This is a genomic window from Wolbachia endosymbiont of Kerria lacca (assembly GCF_051602725.1).
Taxonomy (GTDB): Bacteria; Pseudomonadota; Alphaproteobacteria; order Rickettsiales; family Anaplasmataceae; genus Wolbachia.
In genome coordinates this window covers 631,756-655,094 of the sequence record NZ_CP192272.1, presented here as the reverse complement: position 1 = coordinate 655,094, position 23,339 = coordinate 631,756, and the positions used below count along the sequence as shown (strand labels likewise).

The 23,339-nt window shown below is 34.3% G+C and carries 20 protein-coding genes, 1 tRNA gene and 1 pseudogene; 10 read left to right on the top strand and 12 right to left on the bottom strand.

All coding sequences use genetic code 11. The annotated features are described in order from the left end of the window. Positions 1 to 119: 119 nt before the first annotated feature. Positions 120 to 611: an RDD family protein gene (locus tag ACQ4M0_RS02945; RefSeq protein ID WP_438456653.1), complete on the bottom strand. Its 492-nt coding sequence runs from the start codon at positions 609 to 611 to the stop codon at positions 120 to 122. Positions 612 to 748: 137 nt separating this feature from the next. On the opposite strand from ACQ4M0_RS02945, the gene icd reads away from it, so the two are divergent. The 3 genes from icd to nth all read left to right on the top strand — a co-directional run bounded on the left by icd (position 749) and on the right by nth (position 4,208). Next, positions 749 to 2,167: an isocitrate dehydrogenase gene (gene icd, locus ACQ4M0_RS02940; protein WP_264376920.1), complete on the top strand. Its 1,419-nt coding sequence runs from the start codon at positions 749 to 751 to the stop codon at positions 2,165 to 2,167. Between the two features lie 82 nt (positions 2,168 to 2,249). Beyond that, positions 2,250 to 3,551: a molecular chaperone DnaJ gene (locus tag ACQ4M0_RS02935; RefSeq protein ID WP_213864012.1), complete on the top strand. Its 1,302-nt coding sequence runs from the start codon at positions 2,250 to 2,252 to the stop codon at positions 3,549 to 3,551. A gap of 21 nt (positions 3,552 to 3,572) precedes the next feature. Further along, positions 3,573 to 4,208, top strand: a complete 636-nt coding sequence (gene nth / locus ACQ4M0_RS02930; RefSeq protein ID WP_438456652.1) for an endonuclease III — start codon at positions 3,573 to 3,575, stop codon at positions 4,206 to 4,208. On the opposite strand, the gene ACQ4M0_RS02925 is transcribed toward nth, so the two are convergent. The 3 genes and pseudogenes from ACQ4M0_RS02925 to purH form a co-directional block, all read right to left on the bottom strand. Next, the gene (locus tag ACQ4M0_RS02925) at positions 4,169 to 5,299 is read right to left on the bottom strand and encodes an IS481 family transposase (RefSeq protein ID WP_438456651.1); all 1,131 of its coding nucleotides are present in this window, start codon (positions 5,297 to 5,299) and stop codon (positions 4,169 to 4,171) included. The genes nth and ACQ4M0_RS02925 overlap by 40 nt on opposite strands. 216 nt (positions 5,300 to 5,515) lie before the next feature. Then, positions 5,516 to 6,401: pseudogene (locus ACQ4M0_RS02920) on the bottom strand (IS5 family transposase). A 476-nt stretch (positions 6,402 to 6,877) separates the two neighbouring features. Beyond that, positions 6,878 to 8,398 (bottom strand): bifunctional phosphoribosylaminoimidazolecarboxamide formyltransferase/IMP cyclohydrolase, encoded by a 1,521-nt coding sequence (purH, locus tag ACQ4M0_RS02915; protein ID WP_007301976.1) that lies wholly within the window; start codon positions 8,396 to 8,398, stop codon positions 6,878 to 6,880. 258 nt (positions 8,399 to 8,656) lie between these two features. Here purH and ACQ4M0_RS02910 point away from each other — a divergent pair, with 258 nt between their 5' ends. Further along, positions 8,657 to 9,613, top strand: a complete 957-nt coding sequence (locus tag ACQ4M0_RS02910) for an IS5 family transposase (RefSeq protein ID WP_213863789.1) — start codon at positions 8,657 to 8,659, stop codon at positions 9,611 to 9,613. Between the two features lie 207 nt (positions 9,614 to 9,820). Here ACQ4M0_RS02910 and fmt read toward each other — a convergent pair whose 3' ends face one another. From fmt to ACQ4M0_RS02880, 6 genes are all read right to left on the bottom strand, one after another. Beyond that, positions 9,821 to 10,720, bottom strand: coding sequence for a methionyl-tRNA formyltransferase (fmt, locus tag ACQ4M0_RS02905; protein ID WP_438456650.1), 900 nt, complete (start codon positions 10,718 to 10,720; stop codon positions 9,821 to 9,823). A gap of 19 nt (positions 10,721 to 10,739) precedes the next feature. After that, a complete protein-coding gene (gene rplT / locus ACQ4M0_RS02900; RefSeq protein WP_007302081.1) occupies positions 10,740 to 11,105 on the bottom strand; it encodes a 50S ribosomal protein L20 in 366 nt (121 codons plus the stop codon). Between the two features lie 21 nt (positions 11,106 to 11,126). Further along, complete coding sequence (rpmI, locus tag ACQ4M0_RS02895; RefSeq protein ID WP_006013548.1) at positions 11,127 to 11,333, bottom strand: 50S ribosomal protein L35; 207 nt, start codon at positions 11,331 to 11,333, stop codon at positions 11,127 to 11,129. Positions 11,334 to 11,431: 98 nt separating this feature from the next. Then, positions 11,432 to 11,875, bottom strand: coding sequence for a PAS domain-containing protein (locus ACQ4M0_RS02890; protein WP_019236701.1), 444 nt, complete (start codon positions 11,873 to 11,875; stop codon positions 11,432 to 11,434). Positions 11,876 to 12,086: 211 nt separating this feature from the next. After that, positions 12,087 to 12,836, bottom strand: coding sequence for a hypothetical protein (locus tag ACQ4M0_RS02885; protein ID WP_007302083.1), 750 nt, complete (start codon positions 12,834 to 12,836; stop codon positions 12,087 to 12,089). A 289-nt stretch (positions 12,837 to 13,125) separates the two neighbouring features. Further along, positions 13,126 to 14,082 (bottom strand): hypothetical protein, encoded by a 957-nt coding sequence (locus ACQ4M0_RS02880; RefSeq protein ID WP_438456649.1) that lies wholly within the window; start codon positions 14,080 to 14,082, stop codon positions 13,126 to 13,128. A gap of 218 nt (positions 14,083 to 14,300) precedes the next feature. Here ACQ4M0_RS02880 and alaS point away from each other — a divergent pair, with 218 nt between their 5' ends. Next, positions 14,301 to 16,940: an alanine--tRNA ligase gene (gene alaS / locus ACQ4M0_RS02875; protein WP_438456648.1), complete on the top strand. Its 2,640-nt coding sequence runs from the start codon at positions 14,301 to 14,303 to the stop codon at positions 16,938 to 16,940. A 203-nt stretch (positions 16,941 to 17,143) separates the two neighbouring features. Beyond that, positions 17,144 to 17,215: transfer RNA gene (locus ACQ4M0_RS02870), tRNA-Asn, on the top strand. 87 nt (positions 17,216 to 17,302) lie between these two features. Here ACQ4M0_RS02870 and ACQ4M0_RS02865 read toward each other — a convergent pair. Beyond that, positions 17,303 to 18,040, bottom strand: a complete 738-nt coding sequence (locus tag ACQ4M0_RS02865; RefSeq protein ID WP_213864013.1) for a hypothetical protein — start codon at positions 18,038 to 18,040, stop codon at positions 17,303 to 17,305. 195 nt (positions 18,041 to 18,235) lie between these two features. On the opposite strand from ACQ4M0_RS02865, the gene gpmI reads away from it, so the two are divergent. Both gpmI and ACQ4M0_RS02855 read left to right on the top strand, forming a co-directional pair. After that, complete coding sequence (gene gpmI / locus ACQ4M0_RS02860) at positions 18,236 to 19,732, top strand: 2,3-bisphosphoglycerate-independent phosphoglycerate mutase (protein ID WP_438456647.1); 1,497 nt, start codon at positions 18,236 to 18,238, stop codon at positions 19,730 to 19,732. A 231-nt stretch (positions 19,733 to 19,963) separates the two neighbouring features. After that, entirely contained in the window at positions 19,964 to 20,920 is a 957-nt protein-coding gene (locus ACQ4M0_RS02855; RefSeq protein ID WP_213863789.1) for an IS5 family transposase, read from the top strand. A gap of 242 nt (positions 20,921 to 21,162) precedes the next feature. Here the strand turns inward: ACQ4M0_RS02855 and fabD are convergent, their stop codons facing one another. Beyond that, positions 21,163 to 22,128: an ACP S-malonyltransferase gene (gene fabD, locus ACQ4M0_RS02850; RefSeq protein ID WP_264376965.1), complete on the bottom strand. Its 966-nt coding sequence runs from the start codon at positions 22,126 to 22,128 to the stop codon at positions 21,163 to 21,165. Positions 22,129 to 22,253: 125 nt separating this feature from the next. On the opposite strand from fabD, the gene rpmE reads away from it, so the two are divergent. Both rpmE and ACQ4M0_RS02840 read left to right on the top strand, forming a co-directional pair. Continuing rightward, positions 22,254 to 22,466, top strand: a complete 213-nt coding sequence (rpmE, locus tag ACQ4M0_RS02845; RefSeq protein WP_052264949.1) for a 50S ribosomal protein L31 — start codon at positions 22,254 to 22,256, stop codon at positions 22,464 to 22,466. A 21-nt stretch (positions 22,467 to 22,487) separates the two neighbouring features. Beyond that, positions 22,488 to 23,273 (top strand): NAD kinase, encoded by a 786-nt coding sequence (locus tag ACQ4M0_RS02840; protein WP_096097181.1) that lies wholly within the window; start codon positions 22,488 to 22,490, stop codon positions 23,271 to 23,273. Positions 23,274 to 23,339: the final 66 nt, after the last annotated feature.

Below are 23,339 nucleotides of genomic sequence, written 5' to 3'. Positions count from 1 at the left end.
GTGTCAAGCACTGGAATGACACCGTCTATTATGCAAATTACCTGCTAATTGCAATGTTCGTACAGATGTGGGTCACGCGCTGGAATAACACCCTTGGTGATAACAACTAAAGAAAAACATCAACTAGGTTTATAGTCTATCACTACTGTTTTTGCAATTTTGTCATTAAGGAACTGTTTATGCTTATCAAATGTTGCAAACAATATGATAATAATTGGTAAAATTATAAATAGACTAGAAATACTCAATATTGTATAAAAAATTATAAAATATAACACTCCAAAAGTTCCTGTTCTGATTATTGTTTGTGTTATAGTGATTTTTTCAAGTGTATTTTTGTCTTTTATATGCATACGAAGCAATAATTGTCCCGGAGTTCCGCCGAATTCTATTATCGTAAATGCATAAAATGCTAATGCCAATATTAGCCCTGTTACATTAAGAATTGTTGCGTTGTCTGAAATTATTTTAACCGCATTGGGTGTTAAAGAACCTAAGGTACATCCAACGTTAAATCCAATAAAATACTTTATCGCCGTTAATAAAATATGATCAAACGCAAATGCAAAAATGCGTCTCGTAACTCTTGCATAGCTTATTTTAGTATCCATATAACCCCACCCGCATTACTAACTGACATAAGAACATGTTATTAAATAACTGTAAATATGTCAACTTGTACAGTACTAGCTGCTTGTGCCACTATATTATTTGAATTAACATTAAATCATTTACAGTTAAGGAAGTTATGTCAACATCAGTCACAGTTGCGTATGGTGATGGTATCGGACCAGAAATTATGGAAGCGGTGCTATCGATATTGCGTGAAGCGAAAGCAAAGATTTCAGTAGATATTATTGAAATAGGAGAGTGTGTTTATAGTAAAGAATGGTCTCACGGCATTTCTCCAAGTGGTTGGGAATCTATCGAAAGGACAAAGATATTACTCAAATCTCCAACAACAACCCCTCAAGGTAAAGGGCACAAAAGCTTAAACGTTGCACTCAGAAAGAACTTAGGGCTGTATGCAAACATTAGACCATGCATTTCGTATCACCCTGTTATAGAAAATAAATTCGATAAATTTGATGTTGTTGTAATACGCGAAAATGAAGAGGACGTTTACACCGGAATAGAGCATAGGCTCACTGGTGACTCGTACCAATGCACTAAAATTATTACTAGATCTGGCTCAGAAAAAATATGCAGGTATGCTTTTGAATATGCGAAAAAACATAACAGAAAGAAAGTAACTTGCCTGACTAAAGACAACATAATGAAAATGACTGACGGCGCTTTTCATGCAGCGTTTGATCGTATTGCAAAAGAATATCCGGATATAAAGGCGGAACATTATATAGTTGATATTGGAATGGCACGTGTTGCCACAGAACCCGAGAATTTCGATGTTATAGTAACTGAAAATCTATATGGCGACATATTATCAGACATAGTAGCACAAACCTCAGGTTCTGTAGGGCTTGCAGGAAGTAGCAATATAGGTAATGAATATGCAATGTTTGAAGCGGTTCACGGCTCTGCTCCTGATATTGCAGGAAAAAATATAGCTAATCCTTCTGGTCTTTTAAATGCCGCAGTACATATGTTGGTCTATATTGGTCAAGTGAGTACTGCAAAACTAATCTACGATGCATGGCTCAAGACTTTGGAAGATGGAGTACATACCGCTGATTTATATAAGGAGAAAAAGAGTAAACAAAAGGTTGGAACAAAAGAATTTGCAAAAGCTGTTATAGATAATCTAGGGAAAAAACCCACAACGTTATCTGAGCTTATAATTAGCAGTGATTCGGATAGTAAAATAAATAAAGTACAAGACAATTACGAACAAGATTACAAAGTTAAAAAGCTAGTGGGTAGTGATATAACGCTTGCTTGGGACAAATCCAACAATTTTGATCAAATAGTTAGGTTATTTGAATCGAGTAATCTGAAAATGATAGCAATATACTCAAAAGGACTTGCAATTTGGCCAGGAGGCTCAAAGTCTTCAAGTGACCAAATAATCTGCAGGTTTATTGCAAATAATGAAATTACAAATAGTGATGTGAATAACTTGCTAATCAAATTTGAGGAACACAATTTTGATGTGGTGAGAATGGATAAGTTGTATTTGTATGATGGGAAAGAGGGTTTCTTCTCTTAGTGGTTGCTTGATATTTTTATGCTTGTGTGAAACATTAAATATATTATACTAATAGCATCGTGTATTTATGTGAGGTGTAGTAATGAGTCAACATTTTAAGTTAACTGGTCAGGAGTTTTATGATAGTAATGGTCTGTTTAACGTACTAGAGATAAAAGCTGAACAAATTGTAGGTAAAGATTATCAAGCTCTTAGCAAGTTTCTGAAAAAACAATATAATAAATTGATACTTGTAAACCATCCTGACAAAGGTGGAAACAAAAATAGATTTGATCAGATTTATAAAGCTTATCAAGAGCTAAAAAAGTACATTAAACCTTTGGAGTCAGGAAATCCTTGTGTTAAAGTCAGCGTTGATGCTGAAAGTAATGGACGTTTAACGGCAAGAGAGTTTCACTATAGGAGAAAGTTGTTTAACGAGCTAAAAATCAGTGAGGAAGAAGCTGTAGGTAAAGATTTTGATGGGTTGATTGCTATACTAAAAAGAAATGATTGTTCGTTTGGAGAAGACCTAAAAAGCTATAATGAACTTCAGGCTCAAATAGAGAGGATTTTGCTAAATCCAAATTTAGATAATTTTCAGAGGAGTGTACAAAGTGCAAAGTTAATGCAAGAGTTATATCAATATATAGCAAAGCCAAGCATACAATTATTCAATTATATTTCTCCTCTAAAGGAAAAAAAGAACCTAGTAGATGAGGATAAAAAAGAATTAGCGTTAAGATTTATAGAACGTAAAAATGCCTTACTATTTATTCGGACTCTTAGTGTTCTACCCTTAGGCCTGTTAACTACAGTTACTATAGGTTGCTATTTTTCATGGTGGATCATAGCATTTAACATCGCTATTAGTAGAGCCTCTGGTTTATTAGTGAATTATTATATGGAAAAGTATAAAAATTCAGAAATTTCTACTGATGAATTCATGAGTAAAATGAGCTATATCGAGCTAAGTAGTAAGCTTCTTATCAACTATCCTTTAGCTGCTTTTTCTGTTTATTTAGTTACAATAAATTTCATTGCTAATGGATTAACTGTTGGTGGAGCTGTACTTGGTCCACTATTGTTATTGGCAGTATTAATTGAAATGTTAGCTCCTGTTTTCTCAAAAGGCTGTGAAATATATGCTGACAAGCACACAAAAGATTTACTAGAAGAGGATCCAAGAGATAGAGTGCAAAAGGAGACTGATCTGTTAGGACGGTATGATCCACGAAGGCTATTAATGCCGATAATTATGCCTCTTGTTAGAAAGTGTTTTGCAGAAGTGGCAAGCAAATTTGCTGAGAGGAATTTTGATGAGGTAAAAACTGATATGTCTGATGTTAATACTGAAGGACTATCTAATCCTCAAGCAATTGAATTTGCACAGCAAACAGTATAGTATAAGCTTTTAGCTCTATGCATGGACTCAAAAAAAGTAGAATTAATATTTGAAAAATTTCAACAGTCAAATCCTGCGCCAAAAATAGAGCTAAATTATACCAATCATTTTACGTTATTAGTTGCAATAGTTCTGTCAGCGCGGACGACCGATATAAGTGTTAATAAAATTACAAAGGAGCTATTTAGTATCGCTGATACGCCAGAAAAGATGTTGAATCTTGGGCAAAGTGAGCTGAGAAAATGCATAAGCAGTATTGGTTTATATAATTCCAAAGCAAAAAATATAATCGGGCTCAGCAAAATATTGATTGAGAGGTACAATAGCAAAGTGCCTACTAATTTCGATGATTTGGTATCTTTACCAGGGGTTGGGAGAAAGAGCGCTAATGTGTTCTTAAATTCAGGGCTTGGTATTCCAACATTGGCAGTTGATACTCACGTTTTTAGAGTGAGCAATAGAGTTGGGCTTGTGAAAGAAAAAGATGTACTTAAAACAGAGCAGTCTCTTTTGAATGTAGTGCCAAAAAAATACCTACTTTATGCTCATCATTGGCTAGTTTTACACGGTAGATACATTTGCAAGGCACAAAAACCTTTGTGTGAAGCGTGCACAATTCATGATTTATGTGAGTGTACTAGACACAACTTAATCTGACAGCAACGAATTAACTGACAGAAGAATTGAAAACTAATATCAGTCTCTTGTTTAACGTTACTAATATTTTTCTGAAAAGCAATGTGTTTGCTATCAAGAAAAGTCTGCATAGGCGTTTTACCATAGCAATATTTACCTGAGTGAGGCCTGGTCTCATTGTAAGAGCGTAACCAATGATCAACATCTATCTGCAAATCTTCTAAAGAACTGTAGATTTTCTTTCTAAAGATAATATTGTAACACTCATCTTGCATAGTTTTATGAAACCTTTCGCATATGCCATTAGTTTGTGGTGAATTGGCTTTAGTTCTTGAATGATCAATATTTTCAATTCCCAAATAAAGCTGATAAGCGTGATTTTCTGGTTTACCACAATATTCTGTACCTCTATCAGTCAAAATGCGCAATAATGGCACGTTTTGTACATCAAAAAATGGTATTACTCTATCATTCAGCAAGTCGGCAGCGGTAATAGCAGTTTTATCTGTATAAAGCTTAGCAAAAGCCACTCTCGAATATGTATCAATAAAAGTCTGCTGGTAAATGCGCCCAACGCCCTTGATATTGCCTACGTAATAAGTATCTTGAGACCCTAAATAACCTGAATGTTCTGTTTCAATTTCACCGTGAGCTTCTCTTTGCTCTTTAACTTTTTCCAATGCTGCAAGTTGCTCTTCAGTTAAAATTATGCCGTCTTGTGCAACCTTTGCTTCAAGGGCTTTAAGTCTTTTTTTGAACGTTTCAATGTCATTTCTTAGCCATACAGATCTTACGCCACCTTCGGAAATTATTACACCCCTTTTTCTCAGCTCATTTGCAGCTCTTTGTTGTCCATATGCTGGAAATTCTGTAGCTATGCCAATTATTGCCCTTTCTATATCTTCGGAAACTCTGTTTGCTAATAGGGGTTTTTTCTTACTTATTTCATGTAATGCTCCTTCTCCCCCACTTTCATATAACTCCTTAAATCGATAAAATGTATCACGCGAATAACCCATCACCTTACACGCTTGTGATACGTTACCTAATTGCTTTGCTAGTTCTAATAACCCTAACTTTGGTTTTAGTATTTTTGTTTGTATCGTACTCATATCTAACACTCCTTTCTTTTATTATTTTATAACTTACTTTTTTAAAGTGTCAGATCAAGTCTTGTTTAATACAAGCACAACACTTCGATATTTCTTACTTTTATCATCCAAGTAGCTGATCTCTATGATGGTGTCAACCGAGTAGCTTACACTTGGATGGCTTTGTTGCATCGCTTATCGGATAGTGGGTAAAGCATAAAAAATTCATGAAACTACCTAAAACTTAGCCATGCCAATATCAGTAAATTTATTGAGTAAGTAACATTTTATTAGCAACTCTTTTTCTCGATTTACTTCAGATCTATTTCTAAAACTAAACCCAAATATTTGCTTTAATCTTGAAAAAAATCCTTCAATATATGACCTTTTTCCATAAACTGCTTCCTTCTTCCACTCTTTCACACCGTCTTTACCACATAATCTAATGGAAGCATTCCTTTCAGCCATATAATCCAATTTTGTATGCTCCGCTGCACGATTTTTCGGTAAAATTTTGTCTTTATATCATATTTTTTGCACAATTTATAAAGCTTGATAGGCTCTGTCTGCATATAATGCTTTTATAGCATGCTGAAAGCTGAGCAAGTCGCAAGCACCATAATGGTCGGAGTAGGCACCATTGCTATATTGTGCAGCTATAGCTTTTTTACTATTTATACTCAATATTACGTGTAGCTTTCTTACCTGTTTATAACTGCGATACTTCGCTATTTTCCTTACTGTGACCAGGTGTATTATCTGATACTTGTACTGTCTATGGCAATTTCAATATCTTCCATATTGTTTTTATCAACTCTGCAATCATTGATCTTAATATTGAAACCTTCTTGAAGCCTGCGAATAGCTAATGACTGCTAACTACTTGCTGCAAATATCCTTTTATAAACCCTACCGTTTGTCTTAAGCCAATTCTAAAGAGACTAGCGACTATATGCACTAAAATCACAACTTTATTACTATAAATATAATTTCCACCTCGCATTTTGGGGCTATTTTCGTACCAATTTTCTATTGCCTCATTAATAAAATGAAAAATATTTCCTCTTTCTTGCAGAAATCTGTTATATCCATGGCAGTTACTGACTCTCATTTTTTGTGACATATTTTTCTTTCGTAGGTTAAATGCCTGTTTTATAGTGAATTTCGTCAGTAACTTCCAGTTCTTTTTATCTGAGCTATGCAACAAAGCCCACTGGAATCGAGTCTTTCTTACCAACAAAAACTTAGAATAACTTTTGTTCTTAAAAAATTTCTAGATTCCAGACTCATGTTTCAATGTTAAACAAGGTACAATAGAATTGAGTAGGGTAATTTCTAGGGAATTATTATATTCTAGAAAAAGTAAAATGTCATCCAGATAGGCTAATGTACAAGGTAAGCTGAATGTCTATAAGGAAAAACAGCAAGGCATTTTAGGATTTGCTATAAATCGCATCAGGAGCTCAAGAGTACAGCTTACAATTACAGATAGGTATAGTTGAGTTTAAAGTAACTACATAAATTTACTACAATTTTCATACCTATAAGCTGCTATGCAACAAAGCCCTGTGTGGGTATAATTTTGACAGGATACAAAGCTTAATGGAGAAAGTTACGAACATCAGTGAAAAACATGGCAATTTTATTCTCATTTGCAGCTGCTATCACGTCTTGATCTTTCAATGAGCCACCTGGCTGAATTATAGCTGTAATTCCATGCTTTGCACTTTCTACTATACTATCTGGAAATGGAAAAAATGCATCTGAAGCAAGCGCTGCGCCTTTACATTTTTCACCTGCTTTTTTTACTGCAATATTCACACTATCTATTCTGCTTGTTTGTCCTGCACCGATGCCAATAGCACAACCGTCTTTTGCTATCACTATTGCATTGGATTTTACATGTTTACATATTTTCCAAGCAAAAATAAGATCTTCCTTCTCTTTTTTTGTTGTAGTGCATTCTGTCACTCGGTTTATTTCTTCTACTTTTACTGTATGGTTATTATTTTCTTGCACTAAGAACCCGCCAACAACATTTTTGATTTGATATTTTGCATTTTGCTGAAGAGATTGATGAATAATCACTCTTAAATTTTTCTTTTTTTGTAAAATTTTTAGTGCCTCATTGTTTACCGATGGTGCTATCATCACTTCCAAAAATATCTCGTTTAATTTCTCTGCTAGCTTTAAATCTATCTCCCGATTGAAAGCAACTATTCCACCAAAACTGCTTATTTCATCACATGATAGAGCTTTTTCATATGCTTTTAAAGCACTATCACTAACAGCAGCGCCACATGGATTATTGTGCTTTATTATCACTGCTGCAGGTTCTTGAAACTCAGAAATTATGTTAAGTGCAGACTCTATGTCGACTATATTATTATAGCTCAACTCTTTTCCATGTATTTTCTCCAGTGGATACTTGCTAAATTGATTGCTATAAAATGCAGCTTTTTGATGAGGATTTTCACCATATCTGAGTCCTTGTGCTTTACATCCATATAAAGTAAAAAACTCTGGTAACTCATTGCTTTTACCCTGTGATAAAAACCAATTGTAAATATTAGAATCATACTGTGCAGTCAGAGCAAATGCTTTAGTTGCTAGATGTTTTCTATATTCTAATGTTGTCTGATTGTTATTTTTGATCATCTCAGCTTTCAGTGTTTCGTAATCTTGAATGCTAGAAATCACTGAAGTGAAATGAAAGTTTTTTGCTGTAGCTCTAATTAATGCTACTCCACCTATATCTATTTGTTCTATGATTTGCTTCTCACTTGAGTTGCTATTAACCGTTTTCCAAAATGGATATAAGTTAGTTATAAGCAGATCTATCGGCTTAATTTCTAGATTCTGCATTTCCTTTTCGTGCCTTTTTCGATCACAGAGTATTCCTCCATGAATTTTAGGATGTAAAGTTTTCACTCTGCCATCTAGTATTTCTGGAAATTGTGTGTAATCTGAAACTTCTTGCGTTTTTATTCCCGCACCTGATAGCACTTTATAAGTATTCCCTGTTGAGAGAATTTCTATTTGTTGCTGCATCAAAAACGATGCAAGTTCAATTATATTTGTCTTATCGTATACTGATATTAAAGCTCTTTTAATTTTCATATGGAAGGTTTCTTAAGATTATATCTAAGAAAAGAAAATTTGTCTATATATAGCTACTACGTCATACCACTGCGGTATCTCGTTGTAGATTCCGCTAACAAGCACATAGCTGTACGAACATTGTGATACAAGAGATCAAGAAAGATGTCATCCCAGTGCTTGACACTGGGATGGCTTTGTTGCACCACTCAAGGAAAGAACAGGCAGTTACTGATGGAATTTGTTATAAAATAGATATTTAGCCGACAAAGGAAAAATATGCCAATAAGAATGAAAGTCAGTAACTGCAATGAATATAACAAATTTCTTCAAGAAAGGGGAAATGTTTTTCATTATATCAACGATGCCATTGAAAATTGGTACGAAAATAGTCCAAAAGTAGCAGGTGGCAACAATGTCTACAGCGACAAAGTAGTGATTCTAATTCACATAATAACCTATCTATTCAGGATTGGTCTTAGGCAAACAGTGGGATTTATAGAGAAATATCTTGAGCAAATAGGGAAAATTTTGCAAATTATCAGCTATTCGCAGGCTTCAAGAAGGTTTAAAAAGCTTAATATCAAAATCAACGACTGCAGAGTTGATAAGAACGATATGGAAGATATTGAAATTGCTATAGATAGTACAGGTATCAGCATCTACAATAATATTCCAGGCCATAGTAAGGCAAATGGTACAGATAGAAAGTATCGCCGCTATGAGCAAACAAGAAAGCTACATGTAATGCTAGAGATAGGTAGTAAAAAAGTTATAGCTGCAAAATACAGTAGTGGAGTTTATTCCGACCACTATGGAGCCTGTGATCTTATTGAAAGAGTGGATACCAAGTATAACATAAGCACGATATATGCAGATAGGGCATATAATCGAAAGAAGTTATACAAACTGTGCGATGAGCTTGACATAAAGACAAGGATTCCTCCGCAAAATAATGCAGTAGAGCATCCAAAGTTGGATTATATGAATGAGAGAAATTCTACAATCAAGCTCATAAAGTCATATGATGAAGATGGTATGAAGAGGTGGAAAAAAGAGATAAATTATTGGAAGAGATCTTATATAGAAAGTTTTTTCTCGCGACTGAAGCAAATATTTGGATTTAGTTTTAGGAATAAATCTGAGATTAATCGTGAGAAGGAACTGCTACTCAAGTGTTATTTGCTTAACAAATTTACTGAAATAGGCATGGCTAAGTTTGATATAGCTTCATGAATTTATTATACATTACCCACTATCCGAAGAGCTGTGCAACAAAGCCATTCCAGTGTCAAGCACTGACCATCTACTACTCAAATTACCTGCAAATTGCAATGTTCGTACACCAAAACGCGGTATCTTGTTGTAGATTCCGCTAACAAGCAGCGGAATACCAAATTGTAGAAGTTGCTTTAGCTCTCCTCACTCTCCTTTCAAAGTAGTCTATTCTATAAATTTTTTTGTTAAACTTGATTTTAAGCCACGAACAAAATCTTTAATATCGCAAGGATTTCTTCCTTCCATTTGTACAACTTTAGGAATTAAAGTACCACCTTTTAAACTTATATGCATATTATCATTAATGATCTCACCTTGTCCTGAAGTGAAGGCTTCAAATTCAGCATCAAGTATCTTGATACGTTTATTCTCTACCTTAATGAATGCTTTTGGATAAAATGCTTTAACCTTTCTATAAGCAATTTCACAGGTGTCACTTGCGTAAATTTTATAGTCTTTTACTTTGTCAGCATAGCACGCATCGTTATCGCTCTGTTTTAAGGGAACTTGCTTTTCAATTTCGTTTAGTACTTTCAGCAGTAAATCACTACCTAATTCAGACAATTTATCATACAACGTCTTATAATTATCGCTTTTTTCAATAAGAAATTTTTTCTGTTTTAAAATAGGGCCAGAATCTAATCCTTCATCTAGCTGCATAATGCTAACTCCGGTTTCTTGATCTCCGGCTAAAATTGTGTGCTGTATCGGAGCTGCACCGCGCCACCTAGGCAGCAATGATGGATGAATATTAATACAACCATATTTGGGAATATTTAAAATTTCTTTTGGAAGTATCAATCCATACGCAGCAACAACTGCAACGTCTGGCTTAAAATTTCCAAACTTTTCTTGCTCTATCGAAGATTTTAAAGAGGCAGGAGTACATACCTCTATGTCACTTTTTTCAGCAAGGATGTGTACTGGCGATTTTGTTAACCTCTGCCTACGTCCAGAAGGCTTTGGAGCTTTGGTATATACTGCTACTACTTCACTCTGTAATTTCAATAGTAAGTTTAATGCACCAACAGCAAACCCCGGTGACCCCATGAAAATAATTCTCATATTTTCAGGTGTGTTTGCTTTAGGAATTTTCTGCTAACTTACTACTTACAGTTTCTATTAATTTAGCAAAATCATCCTTATGATTAACAGCCATCTCAGCAAGAATTTTTCTATTCAAATCAACTCCAACAAGTTTAAGACCATGCATAAACCTACCATAAGTAAGTCCATGTTCTCTTGCCGCTGCATTAATACGTATTATCCACAAACCACGAAAATCACGCTTGCGATTTCTTCTGTCTCTATAAGCATACTGTAGTGCTTTTTCAACCCTTTGTAATGCAATTCTATAACAATTCTTTGCCCGTCCTCTATAACCCTTTGCTAATTTTAATACCTTTTTATGACGAGCATGAGTAGCGGTTCCACGCTTTATCCGAGCCATTTTTATCTTACCTCCATTTTATTAAATACCATAAGGCATATAAAGTTTAACTATACGCGAGTCAGATTTATTGAGAATCGTTGTACCGCGTTGATTACGAATATTAGATTTACTTCTTTTTACCATGCCATGTCTCTTACCTGACTGAGTAGAGATGACTTTACCCTTAGCTGTAAGGTGAAAGCGCTTTTTGACAGAAGATTTTGTTTTTAATTTTATTTTCGTCATATTCTAAACAAATTTACAAACACCACTATTTAGTTCTTTATTAGTAATTAAGTATGAGTATAGATAATTTTATTAAAGAATCAAATTAAAATTGTATTTTAAAGCAGCTTGAATGTAATCACACCCAGTATATGTGTTATACCTTCTTCATTCCCAATTGGTAGCAATACTTGCCTTATTTTAACACTTTCACTTTCTTCCTCTTCGTTAATTGAGCATTTACTCTCTATTACAGTCTCAAGTTTATCAATAACTGCATCTATTTTATATAACCGCAAAAATGGTGCATCAATTGCATACTTATCATCGATGTACATCTTTTTTTCAAAACCATAGAATTCAATAGCTTTTTCTCCTGCATTTTCACAAATATAACCTCGATCTTTAACTTCAATGATAAAACAATGCTGCCATGACTCCATGATTTCTGCAGTGTCTATTTCATGTCTTTCTGGCCATTCTCTATCTGATCCTTTTATATCACTCCAATGTTGAGTAACTATATTCACTATTCTTCTTTCTTTGCCTGCATAATTTTCCATTCGAAATTCCACATATAAAACACAGATATGAGGTAAATTTATCGTGAATGTATTGATTTTTTCTTACTAAAGGATGTAGATTATTGAAAATTCTCATCCTGTTTACACAACAGGTAATGATAAATTAAGTATAATAATTAGAGCATAAAAATTATTAAATGAGGAAACTGTAAAAAAATAATAAAAAAATTCTATTTTTACAATATTTTGGCTAACGAATAGAATTAGTTCCACTTTCTAAAGTTATTGCACTTAATAAATAACTAGATGGAGTTTCTTCCTTAGCACTACTATGGCTTTTATTTTTTCTATTATAAAACCAACATTTAAATGGTACAGCTGCTACCAAAGCTACTGTTACTGCTAACATACCTACTGTGAACACTATATTATTTTTCTCGTTTGAAGGTGTTTCCAATAATTTAAACTCTCTCAAGTTTGTATCATGAATCATAGGATTACCCAAAATATTCGTCGTATTTTGAACACTTTCTATATTTCGCATTGTAATTCCATTGCTAGCGTTTGATTTTTTCATTTCTTCCATTACTTGTTTTAAGTTTGGTAGTTCTGCTGTTGTATTTTCAATATCACCAGCTTCCAGCTTTTGCAAGTTCTCATTACTCAAAAACTCTTTGAGATACTTTTCATAAAACTCTTTGGCATTATATCTTTTATAACTTCGTATTTTTCCACTCTTGAGATCAGAAACAATATCATCAATCATCACTTTTGGATTTTCTGCATGCACTATTTCTCCTTCAGCAACAAGAATACGATAAGATGTATCGTCAAGCATACATACATACTTAAGTTTTAAATCACCTCCTCCCAATAGAAAATATATTGTTCTGTTTTGTTCTACATCTCGCAATTCTGATTCAATACTAATCCATCTATTCCTTTTTTCCTTATTGATTGATCTTTTTTTTCCTACAGTATTTTTAAATCTTCTTGACATATATGACCCCCAAGCTGACCAATATTTCCTTATGTATAAAAGATAAATTATTTAAGTCCACATCTTTTCACTAAGATTTTTATATTTTTATTATACTAAATAATACATATATTAATATCTGAATTTCTCATTGCAATTTATTATACCTTAGTAAAAACGATATAAAATTAGAGAAAGAGTTATAAAATTTTTTGTAAGACAGGAAAATTTCTTCTCCTTTGGTTCCAGAGCATATAAGTGCTGTAAGAGCTAAGTTGATGGCACTGTTGTGCCATCAAACTCTGGAATCTTACTCGACACTAATCTGAGAAGATAGATGTGCTACCGATGTAGCATTGCTGAGCAAAGATTCTATTTCTGATGTAGATCCGGAATGCTCAAGTTGAGCTTGTTCAGGAAGGTTTTTCATCGCTTTTTCAACATCGTAGCTACCTTCCCTATTTTTTCTATGCCATACAAAGTATCCTAATCCTGCAAAAGCTACTGCTAGCACTCCACCAAATATACCACCAGCAATCCCTGCTATTCCTATATACTGTCCTCCATTTATTTCGGGTAATTTAGGCCCTTCCACATCTGTGCTATTAAATATAGAATGATCTAACACTTCTTGTGAATTACTATCAAAACGGGAAACACTACTTATATCTTCAAGAGTAATTCCATAACTAGCATTTGATTCTTCTATTTCATTTATTACGTCATTAATCTCTTTAGTAGTTACTTTGCTTGATGCAAAATCGAATTCTTGTTTTGTTAAAGAAGCTGATTCGATAGTTACATCTTCCTGCATCTGATAATCAATTTCTTCAGTAGTAGATTCTCTCAATTGGCTATTTTCATCAGTTCTTTCTTTTAGCTTTTTTGAACTATCCTTACCCAATTCATCTACAAGGTTTTTTAGATATATTTTCTTAAATTCTCTATAATTATATTCTTTACTTTTTTCTATTTCTCCATTCTTAAGACCTAAAATAATTCCATCTATTGTCGATTCACGAATTGCTTGAGGAATGTCTATTGAATTTACTATTCCTGTAACCAAGCCTATCTCAGCTGCTCTAGAAGATATAGAGAGGTCTTTTACTGTTAAATTCTCTCCTTTAATTAAAAATTCTACTCTTCTGTTTTGTTTTATACTTTCCAAGTCAGATACAATTCTAATTGTTGGACCATCCATCTCCTGCTTATTTGTTGTTTCTCTCTTTCGCATGCTATTCTTAGTGTTTTGGAATTTTTTTGGCATTTCACACTCCTTAAATTAATTAACAAAAATATTATTTGAATTAACAAATACTTCTCTATGTTAGTGGATAAAATATTTAAACCTATATCTTTTTATTAAAATTTTTATGTAAAAGTTACTTTTATTATACTAAGTAATGTATATATTAATATTTAGATTGATAAATTGATTTTACTTCTGTTACAACTTATTATGCATAGATAACCTCAGTAAAAACGATGAAGCTAAACGAAATTAGAGAAAGATTTATAAAATTTTTTGTAAATAATAATCACGAGCAAGTTCCTTCTTCTCCTTTGATTCCAGAGCATGATCCAACACTCATGTTTACAAATGCTGGTATGGTACAGTTCAAAAACATCTTTACCGGCACGCAAAAAACTGAAATGAAACGTGCCGTCTCAAGTCAAAAGTGTCTCAGAGCAGGTGGTAAACACAATGATCTTGAAAATGTTGGCTATACATCTCGGCATCACACATTTTTTGAAATGCTCGGAAATTTTAGCTTTGGTGATTACTTTAAAGAAACTGCGATAGAATTTGCGTGGAAATTTATTACTGCAGAATTGTCTCTTGATAAAAACAGACTATCCATAACTGTTTACCACACTGATGATGAAGCATATGAAATTTGGCGTAAGATAAGTGGCTTTTCAGATGATAAAATCATAAGAATTACAACAGATGATAACTTTTGGAGCATGGGCAATACTGGTCCATGTGGCCCATGTTCTGAAATCTTTTACTATCATGGAAATTCCGCTTTACATGAAGACGACAGAATTGTTGAAATTTGGAACCTGGTGTTCATGGAATTTAATAAAGATGAAGAAGGTAATTTACAAAAATTACCAAAAAAATGCATCGATACCGGAATGGGCCTTGAAAGAATAGCAGCTGTTATGCAGAACGTTCATGATAACTATGATATTGACCTATTTTCTGCTCTGGTAAGTAAATCGCAAGAGTACTGTGGAAATACGGAAAATAAAGTAGCTCATAAGATTATCGCAGATCACCTTCGTGCAGCTGCATTTCTCATCGCAGAAGGAGTGCTTCCTGGAAATGAAGGAAGAAATTATGTACTACGCAGATTGATCAGGAGAGCAGCACGTTATATCCACCTACTTGGATATAATGATTCTCTATTGAACCTTGTTTTTCCTGCACTCATAGATGGCACAAGTTTGGCTTATATGGGAGATGCTTATCCAGAGCTAATCAGAGTTAAAAGCTTAATAGAAACAACGTTAAAATCAGAGGAAGAAAACTTTAAAGACACTTTAATGAAAGGCATTAATCTCTTGGACAAATTCACTGCAGATTTAAAATCAGGTGACACTCTATCTGGAGAATCAGCATTCAAACTATATGACACTTATGGATTTCCTTTGGATATCACACTTGATATTTTGAAAGAAAGGAAAATAAATTTTGACCAAAAAGGTTTTGATAATGCAATGAAAGAGCAAAAAGAAAGAGCACGTGCTAATTGGACTGGATCTGGTGAAAAATCTGTTGAACAAGTATGGTTTAATTTAATCGATCAGTTTGGCAAAACGGAATTTGTTGGTTATGAACGTGATGAAGTAAAGGATGCAACAGTACTCGCAATAATTTCCTCTAAAAATGAAGTAATTGATTCTGCAAAAGAAGGAGAAAAGATAACTATTATACTTGATAAAACACCTTTTTATGGAGAGTCAGGTGGACAAGTGGGAGATATTGGAAAGTTCCTTCTTGTCATCCCAGTACTTGATACTGGGATCCAGATTCCAGCGTCACGCGCTGGAATGACACCAGATTTAGGCGTAATCATAGTGGAAAATACCAACAAGATTAATGACCTATATTTACACAGATGTATAGTGGAGTCTGGTTCAGTTCGTAAAGGTGATACAGTTACAGCTAGTATTAACAAAAAAAGAAGACAAGACTTAAGAAGAAATCATTCAGCTACACATCTTCTACACTTTGCACTCAGAAAAATCTTAGGTGATCACGTTACTCAAAAAGGTTCTCTAGTCGCACCAAATAGACTAAGATTTGACTTTAGTCACAATAAGCCAGTCACTCAGGATCAGCTGTCTTCAGTAGAAGATATAGTAAACTCTCTAATCAGAGAAAATCTTTCTACGTCCACAAAAGTTCAAGGTATGGATGAGGCAATAGACGAAGGAGCGATGGCCTTATTTGGTGAAAAATATGGTGATAATGTTAGGGTTGTAAAAATTGGAGATTCAAAAGAATTATGTGGTGGTACACACGTGGAGCGTACCGGAGAAATTGGTTTGTTTAAGATAGCAGCAGAATGTTCCGTTGCATCTCGAGTAAGAAGAATTGAAGCTTTAACCGGTCAAGAAGCAATTAATTATGTACGCAATAACGAAATTAGCTTAAAAAAAGTTGCAGAATGCGTAAAAGCACCAGTAAATGAAATAATAAGTCGACTCAGTATTTTAAGCCAAGAGCGCAAAGAATTTGAAACCAAAATAAAAAATCTTTATAAAAAGATTATCAGTGTAGAAAATATAAAAAGTACTGAAATAAATGGAATAAATTTCGTAATCCACACTTTTACTGACGTTCCAGGAAGTATCATAAGGGAATTTGCTCTACAGCAACAAAAACCGAAAACTGTAATAGCCTTCATGGTAACAGAAAAGGATAAAACAGTTTTGATTGTCAAAGTAAGTAAAGATTTAACTAATAAGATCAATGCAAAAGAGCTAGTATCTACTTTAACCAGAAGGGATTGCGGTGGAAATGCCGAACTTGCCCAAACAGGCTGTGATAACAATAAAATAGATGATGCCATTACAGCAATCCATAGCAAAATAACAGCTTGCAAAAACTAATACACCCTACTACCTCGATATCTTTTAACCGTAAACGAAGGTATTATGCAAATAGGGGTAGAGAAGACTTAACTGTCAAATGAGCATATCAGGTAATAAGAACTAGATTACAGCTCCATGCACTGGAATGATATCTAGGTCTAAAGTCTACATAAAAATCGTTTACAATCGGCGTTCAATGTGATAAGTTGAAAGCAGTTTATTCCTCGGTAGCTCAGTGGTAGAGCAGTTGGCTGTTAACCAATTGGTCGCTGGTTCGAATCCGGCCCGGGGAGCACTATTTTATACAATCTGTACATTTCACTTTTAGCCCAAAATTCACTACCTTTTTTTTGTCTCTTAAACAGACAAAACGTGTGAAGTTATATAGTTTTAAAGCCTTTACTGTCAAAATGCAAAGATGTCTGCGCTTCACTTAGCTTGCTATCTGGCTCCTCTCCTATTTTTCTTTTATTACATTTCCTTTTTAATTGAGGAAGGACATTTTTTGGCAATGTTTCATCAATACTGCAATAATTGTAAATGAGCGAAGTAAGACGCACCAAATTTCCACTCGCCAAAGTCTGTACATCTCTGTAATTAATGCTGTTATCATATACTTTAAGTGTAATAAGATTTTTAAGGTTTCCACTTGCTGCTAAAGCCTCTGCACCTTCATTACTGATTTCATTCCATCCTAAACTCAGTAAAATAAGCTTTTGAAGGTTTCCACTTGCTAAAGCTTTTGCCCCCCTATCGCCAATTTTATTATCATATAATTTAAGCTCAGTAAGACTTGTAAGATTTCCACTGGCTAAAGCCTCTACACCTTCATCACCAATTTCGTTTCCTCCTAAATCAAGCGAAGTAAGATTTATAAGATTCCCGCTTGCTAAAATCTTTGCACCTTCTGTACCAACATAACTGCAACTTAGATCAAGTGAAGTAAGATGAGAAAGCTGAGCTAATTCTTTTATAACCTCATAATTAATTTTTGAACATCGTAAAATAAGTCTTGTAATGTTTGTATTGCTTTTTAAAAAGTTTACTAATCTATCAACATTAATTATAGCACCTGATGTTGCTAAAGTATTATCCTTTACATATTGGCTATAACTCATTTGACCTCACTATTAAAGCTATGAAAGTGTTTTAGTAAACACTTCAGCAACTGTCAATCACTTTAATAAAATATTTTATGAAAAACTTCATATACCATTGCCTCCAAGCAGCTTTTTCTATCTCTTATTTTAACACAAAAGTTGTGAGAAGAGTTTGTTTTTGGTACCATTGAGGGTTTCGATGTTAACTTTTATATGAACTTTAAATCAGTCGTTTTATGTATACTAGATGGCTGGGGTAATGGAATAGAAAATAGTAAATACAATGCTATTAGCAATTCAAATCCACCTTGTTGGCAACATATTAGCTCTAATTATCCAAAGTGCAGTTTATCTGCCTGTGGAACTGATGTTGGATTACCAGAAGGCCAAATAGGCAATTCAGAAGTTGGCCATATGAATATTGGCAGTGGTAGAGTGGTAATGCAAAGCCTTCAGCGTATTAATCAAGAAATCGAAACGATAGAAAATAATGCAAATCTACAGAATTTTATTAATGATCTAAAAAGTAAGAATGGCATATGCCATATAATGGGATTGATATCAGATGGCGGTGTTCATTCGCATCAAAAGCACATTTCATCTTTAGCAAACAAAATATCACAGCACGGAATTAAAGTTGTAATACACGCATTTTTAGATGGCAGAGACACACTGCCAAATTCAGGGAAAAGATGCATTCAAGAATTTACAGAAAGCATAAAGGAAAATGATATAAGAATCTCCACTATCTCTGGGCGTTATTATGCTATGGACCGTGATAATAGGTGGGAAAGAACAATTGAAGCTTATGAAGCCATCGCATTTGCAAAGGCGCCTCGTTATGATGATGCAGTATCGCTTATTGATGAAAATTACCAAAATAATATAACCGATGAATTTATCAGGCCCGCAATAATAGGAGATTATCAAGGTATAAAACCAGAAGATGGATTGCTATTGGCTAACTTTCGTGCTGATCGAATGATACAATTGGCAAGTATTTTGCTAGGCAAAACAGATTACGCTAAGGTAGCAAAATTTTCTTCAATTTTAAGTATGATGCAATATAAAGCGGACTTAAAAATCCCTTATCTCTTTCCTCCTGAATCTTTTGCCAACACTTTGGGACAGATAATAGAAGACAATAAATTACGGCAACTGCGCATTGCTGAAACTGAGAAATACGCGCATGTGACTTTCTTTTTTAATTGTGGAAGAGAAGAACCTTTTTCTGGTGAAGAAAGAATACTCATTCCTTCACCAAAAGTTAAAACTTATGACCTGCAGCCTGAAATGTCAGCCTTTGAGCTCACAGAAGAGCTTGTAAAAAAAATTTATTCTCAAGAATTTGCGCTGATAGTTGTAAACTACGCTAACCCTGATATGGTGGGACACACAGGTAATATAAAAGCGGCCGAGCAAGCTGTGCTCGCTGTAGATGATTGCCTTGCAAAAGTACTCAGCGTTGTCAAAGAAGTGGGTAATACTGCACTCATTGTTACAGCAGACCATGGTAATGTGGAATGTATGTTCGATGAAGAAAATAACACACCTCACACAGCGCACACTCTAAATAAAGTTCCATTTATTATATCTTGTGAAAATTTAAAACTGAGAGATGGAAAATTATCTGATATTGCTCCTACTATTTTACAGCTACTTGGACTCAAAAAGCCAAACGAGATGACAGGTAGTTCGTTGATTGTATAATTTTTCGTATTACTCTCTATTCACAACTGTTGTAGTTTGAGACACCGGAAGGGTGCTATTCAAACAGCCCCTTGTCGTTCCAGTAGCTCTTTCGGTATTATTCAAGTAGCCTATTCGGTGTCATCCCAGTGCTTGACACTGGAATGGCTTTGTTGCACCACTCAAGGAAAGAACAGGCAGTTACTGATGGAATTTGTTATAAAATAGATATTTAGCCGACAAAGGAAAAATATGCCAATAAGAATGAAAGTCAGTAACTGCAATGAATATAACAAATTTCTTCAAGAAAGGGGAAATGTTTTTCATTATATCAACGATGCCATTGAAAATTGGTACGAAAATAGTCCAAAAGTAGCAGGTGGCAACAATGTCTACAGCGACAAAGTAGTGATTCTAATTCACATAATAACCTATCTATTCAGGATTGGTCTTAGGCAAACAGTGGGATTTATAGAGAAATATCTTGAGCAAATAGGGAAAATTTTGCAAATTATCAGCTATTCGCAGGCTTCAAGAAGGTTTAAAAAGCTTAATATCAAAATCAACGACTGCAGAGTTGATAAGAACGATATGGAAGATATTGAAATTGCTATAGATAGTACAGGTATCAGCATCTACAATAATATTCCAGGCCATAGTAAGGCAAATGGTACAGATAGAAAGTATCGCCGCTATGAGCAAACAAGAAAGCTACATGTAATGCTAGAGATAGGTAGTAAAAAAGTTATAGCTGCAAAATACAGTAGTGGAGTTTATTCCGACCACTATGGAGCCTGTGATCTTATTGAAAGAGTGGATACCAAGTATAACATAAGCACGATATATGCAGATAGGGCATATAATCGAAAGAAGTTATACAAACTGTGCGATGAGCTTGACATAAAGACAAGGATTCCTCCGCAAAATAATGCAGTAGAGCATCCAAAGTTGGATTATATGAATGAGAGAAATTCTACAATCAAGCTCATAAAGTCATATGATGAAGATGGTATGAAGAGGTGGAAAAAAGAGATAAATTATTGGAAGAGATCTTATATAGAAAGTTTTTTCTCGCGACTGAAGCAAATATTTGGATTTAGTTTTAGGAATAAATCTGAGATTAATCGTGAGAAGGAACTGCTACTCAAGTGTTATTTGCTTAACAAATTTACTGAAATAGGCATGGCTAAGTTTGATATAGCTTCATGAATTTATTATACATTACCCACTATCCGAAGAGCTGTGCAACAAAGCCCACTGGGATCCAGTTAAATTTACGAGTATAAAAGTAGCTGCTTTATGTTAAATACAATGTTTTGATGATTATGAAAAACCAGTGTCAAGCACTGGAATGACATCTTCCTACAGATAATGTTCGTACAGTTGTAACTGGAATAACACCATCATAAAGGAGCCAGTGTCAGCTACTTGAATGACACCAATCAGATATGCTAACTTAACCCAATTTTTAAATTTTTTGCTGTCAACATTAATGATTCATCAAAGAAGCTATTAATATCACCAATACTATCTATATTTTTCACACTGATAGATTGGTCAATTCTTTTAACTAGATTAGATAAAACTTTGTTAGGACCAACTTCAACAAACTTATTAGTGCCATGGCTTGTCATATATAAAACCATCTCTCTCCATCTTACTCTACTTACAACTTGCTTAGCGAGCAAAGCTCTTATGATCTCTGGATCACTTTCTTCCTTAGCTGTAACGTTTGATACAAAAGGAATCGAAGGGCGAGTTATGTTGATGCTTTTTAAAAATTCCAGAAGTTTTTCATCAGCAGGTTTCATAAAAGATGAGTGAAAAGGCCCACTAACTTGTAATTTTATCATTTTCTTGACACTTGAGTTTTTGAATAAATCAGGTAAGACCTCAAGAGCCTCTGCAGTACCACTCACCACTACCTGCCCACCACCATTATCGTTTGCAATTTCACAATCAATTTGAGCTGATTTTAATATACCTTCTACTTCACTTATTTCTGCTCCAAGTAGAGCAAACATTCCACCTTTGCATTTTAGTGAAGCTTCATGCATTGCTTCGCTACGAACTTTTAGCAATTTGACTGCAGACTCAAGCGTCAATGCCCCTGCAGCACACAGCGCTGTATACTCGCCAACTGAATGCCCACAAACATACTGAACGCTGTAAAGAGATTCACCAAATACGTGCTTCATAACACGTAGCGTTGCAATTGACACTGCCATTATAGCTGGCTGAGCGTTTTCCGTGATGGTTAATTTCTCAATAGGGCCATTGAAAATCAAATGAGACAGCTTTCTACCCAATATGTCATCTACTTCATCAAATACGTTCCTTGCAACTGAAAATTCATCATATAAGCTCTTTCCCATTCCTACAAATTGGGAGCCCTGACCAGGAAAAGCAAAAATCATAAAAAGTTTTTCATTCTTCATTGATAATACTACTTTATTTATTTTTTGTCAATATTTCACAATAATGATTGACCAAATGAACCAGATTCACTAAAATCTTAGCTGGTAAGAAATTTGTAAGAACAATGGCAGAAATCGATTATCACAAAGTTACTATAGTTATGACAGATGGTCAAGAGTTTGAAACTTATTCCACTTATGGAAAAGAAGGTCAAAGAATAAAGCTTGATAGAGATCCTCTTACTCATCCTGCATGGACTGGAAGTTTGACAAGCGGTTCAGGGGAGAAGGATAGTAAAATAGCTAAGTTTAATGATAAATACGGGAGTTTTTTTTAGTTCCTCTCCTCTTTATTTAACATGTATAAATATAAAAATGTAGGCTATATTGCTTCTTCGCTACCCAAGTCTCAGGAAGTATCTAAACTAATACAGAAACTCAATTTTATCAATATAGCAGAAGCAGGTAAGCATGAAGTTGATCTGCTGATAGTTGTTGGTGGCGATGGTTTTATGCTACGCACCCTACACAACTACGTCATAGGAAATAAAGATATACATGTGTATGGAATAAATACCGGTAACGTCGGATTTTTGATGAATAAATGCTTTGAAGATCTAATTGATCATATAGAACATGCAGTTCCTACTCAGCTAACTTTACTAAAAATGGAAGCCACAGACATAAGTGGCAAAAAACACCGTTACATCGCAGTAAATGAAGTGTATGTCTTTAGAAATGCAAATCAAATAGTAGAGATGAATATTACCATTAATGATAAGCTAAAAGTAGAAAAATTCAGAGGGGATGGCATAATATTGTCTACTCCCACAGGCAGCACTGCATATAACTTCTCTGCCGGCGGGCCAATCTTACCACTTAATTCAAATTTACTTGCACTGACTTCCATTAATAGCTACTACCCAAGGCGTTGGAATGGAGCACTAATCTCAAATGATACAATAGTGCAAATTGATATCAACGACGTGGAAAATCGTCCAGCACTTGTAGTATCAGATTACAAGGAATTTCCTGATATATCGCAGATAAAAATGCAGAAAGATCATGAAAACACAGTCACTCTGCTTTTTGATAAAGATTGCTCATTAGACGAGAGGATTTTTGATAAGCAATTTTTATACTAAATTCTTCATATTTATCTTTAAATTAGTATTTACCATATCTTAATAATTATAACGTAATCAACACAA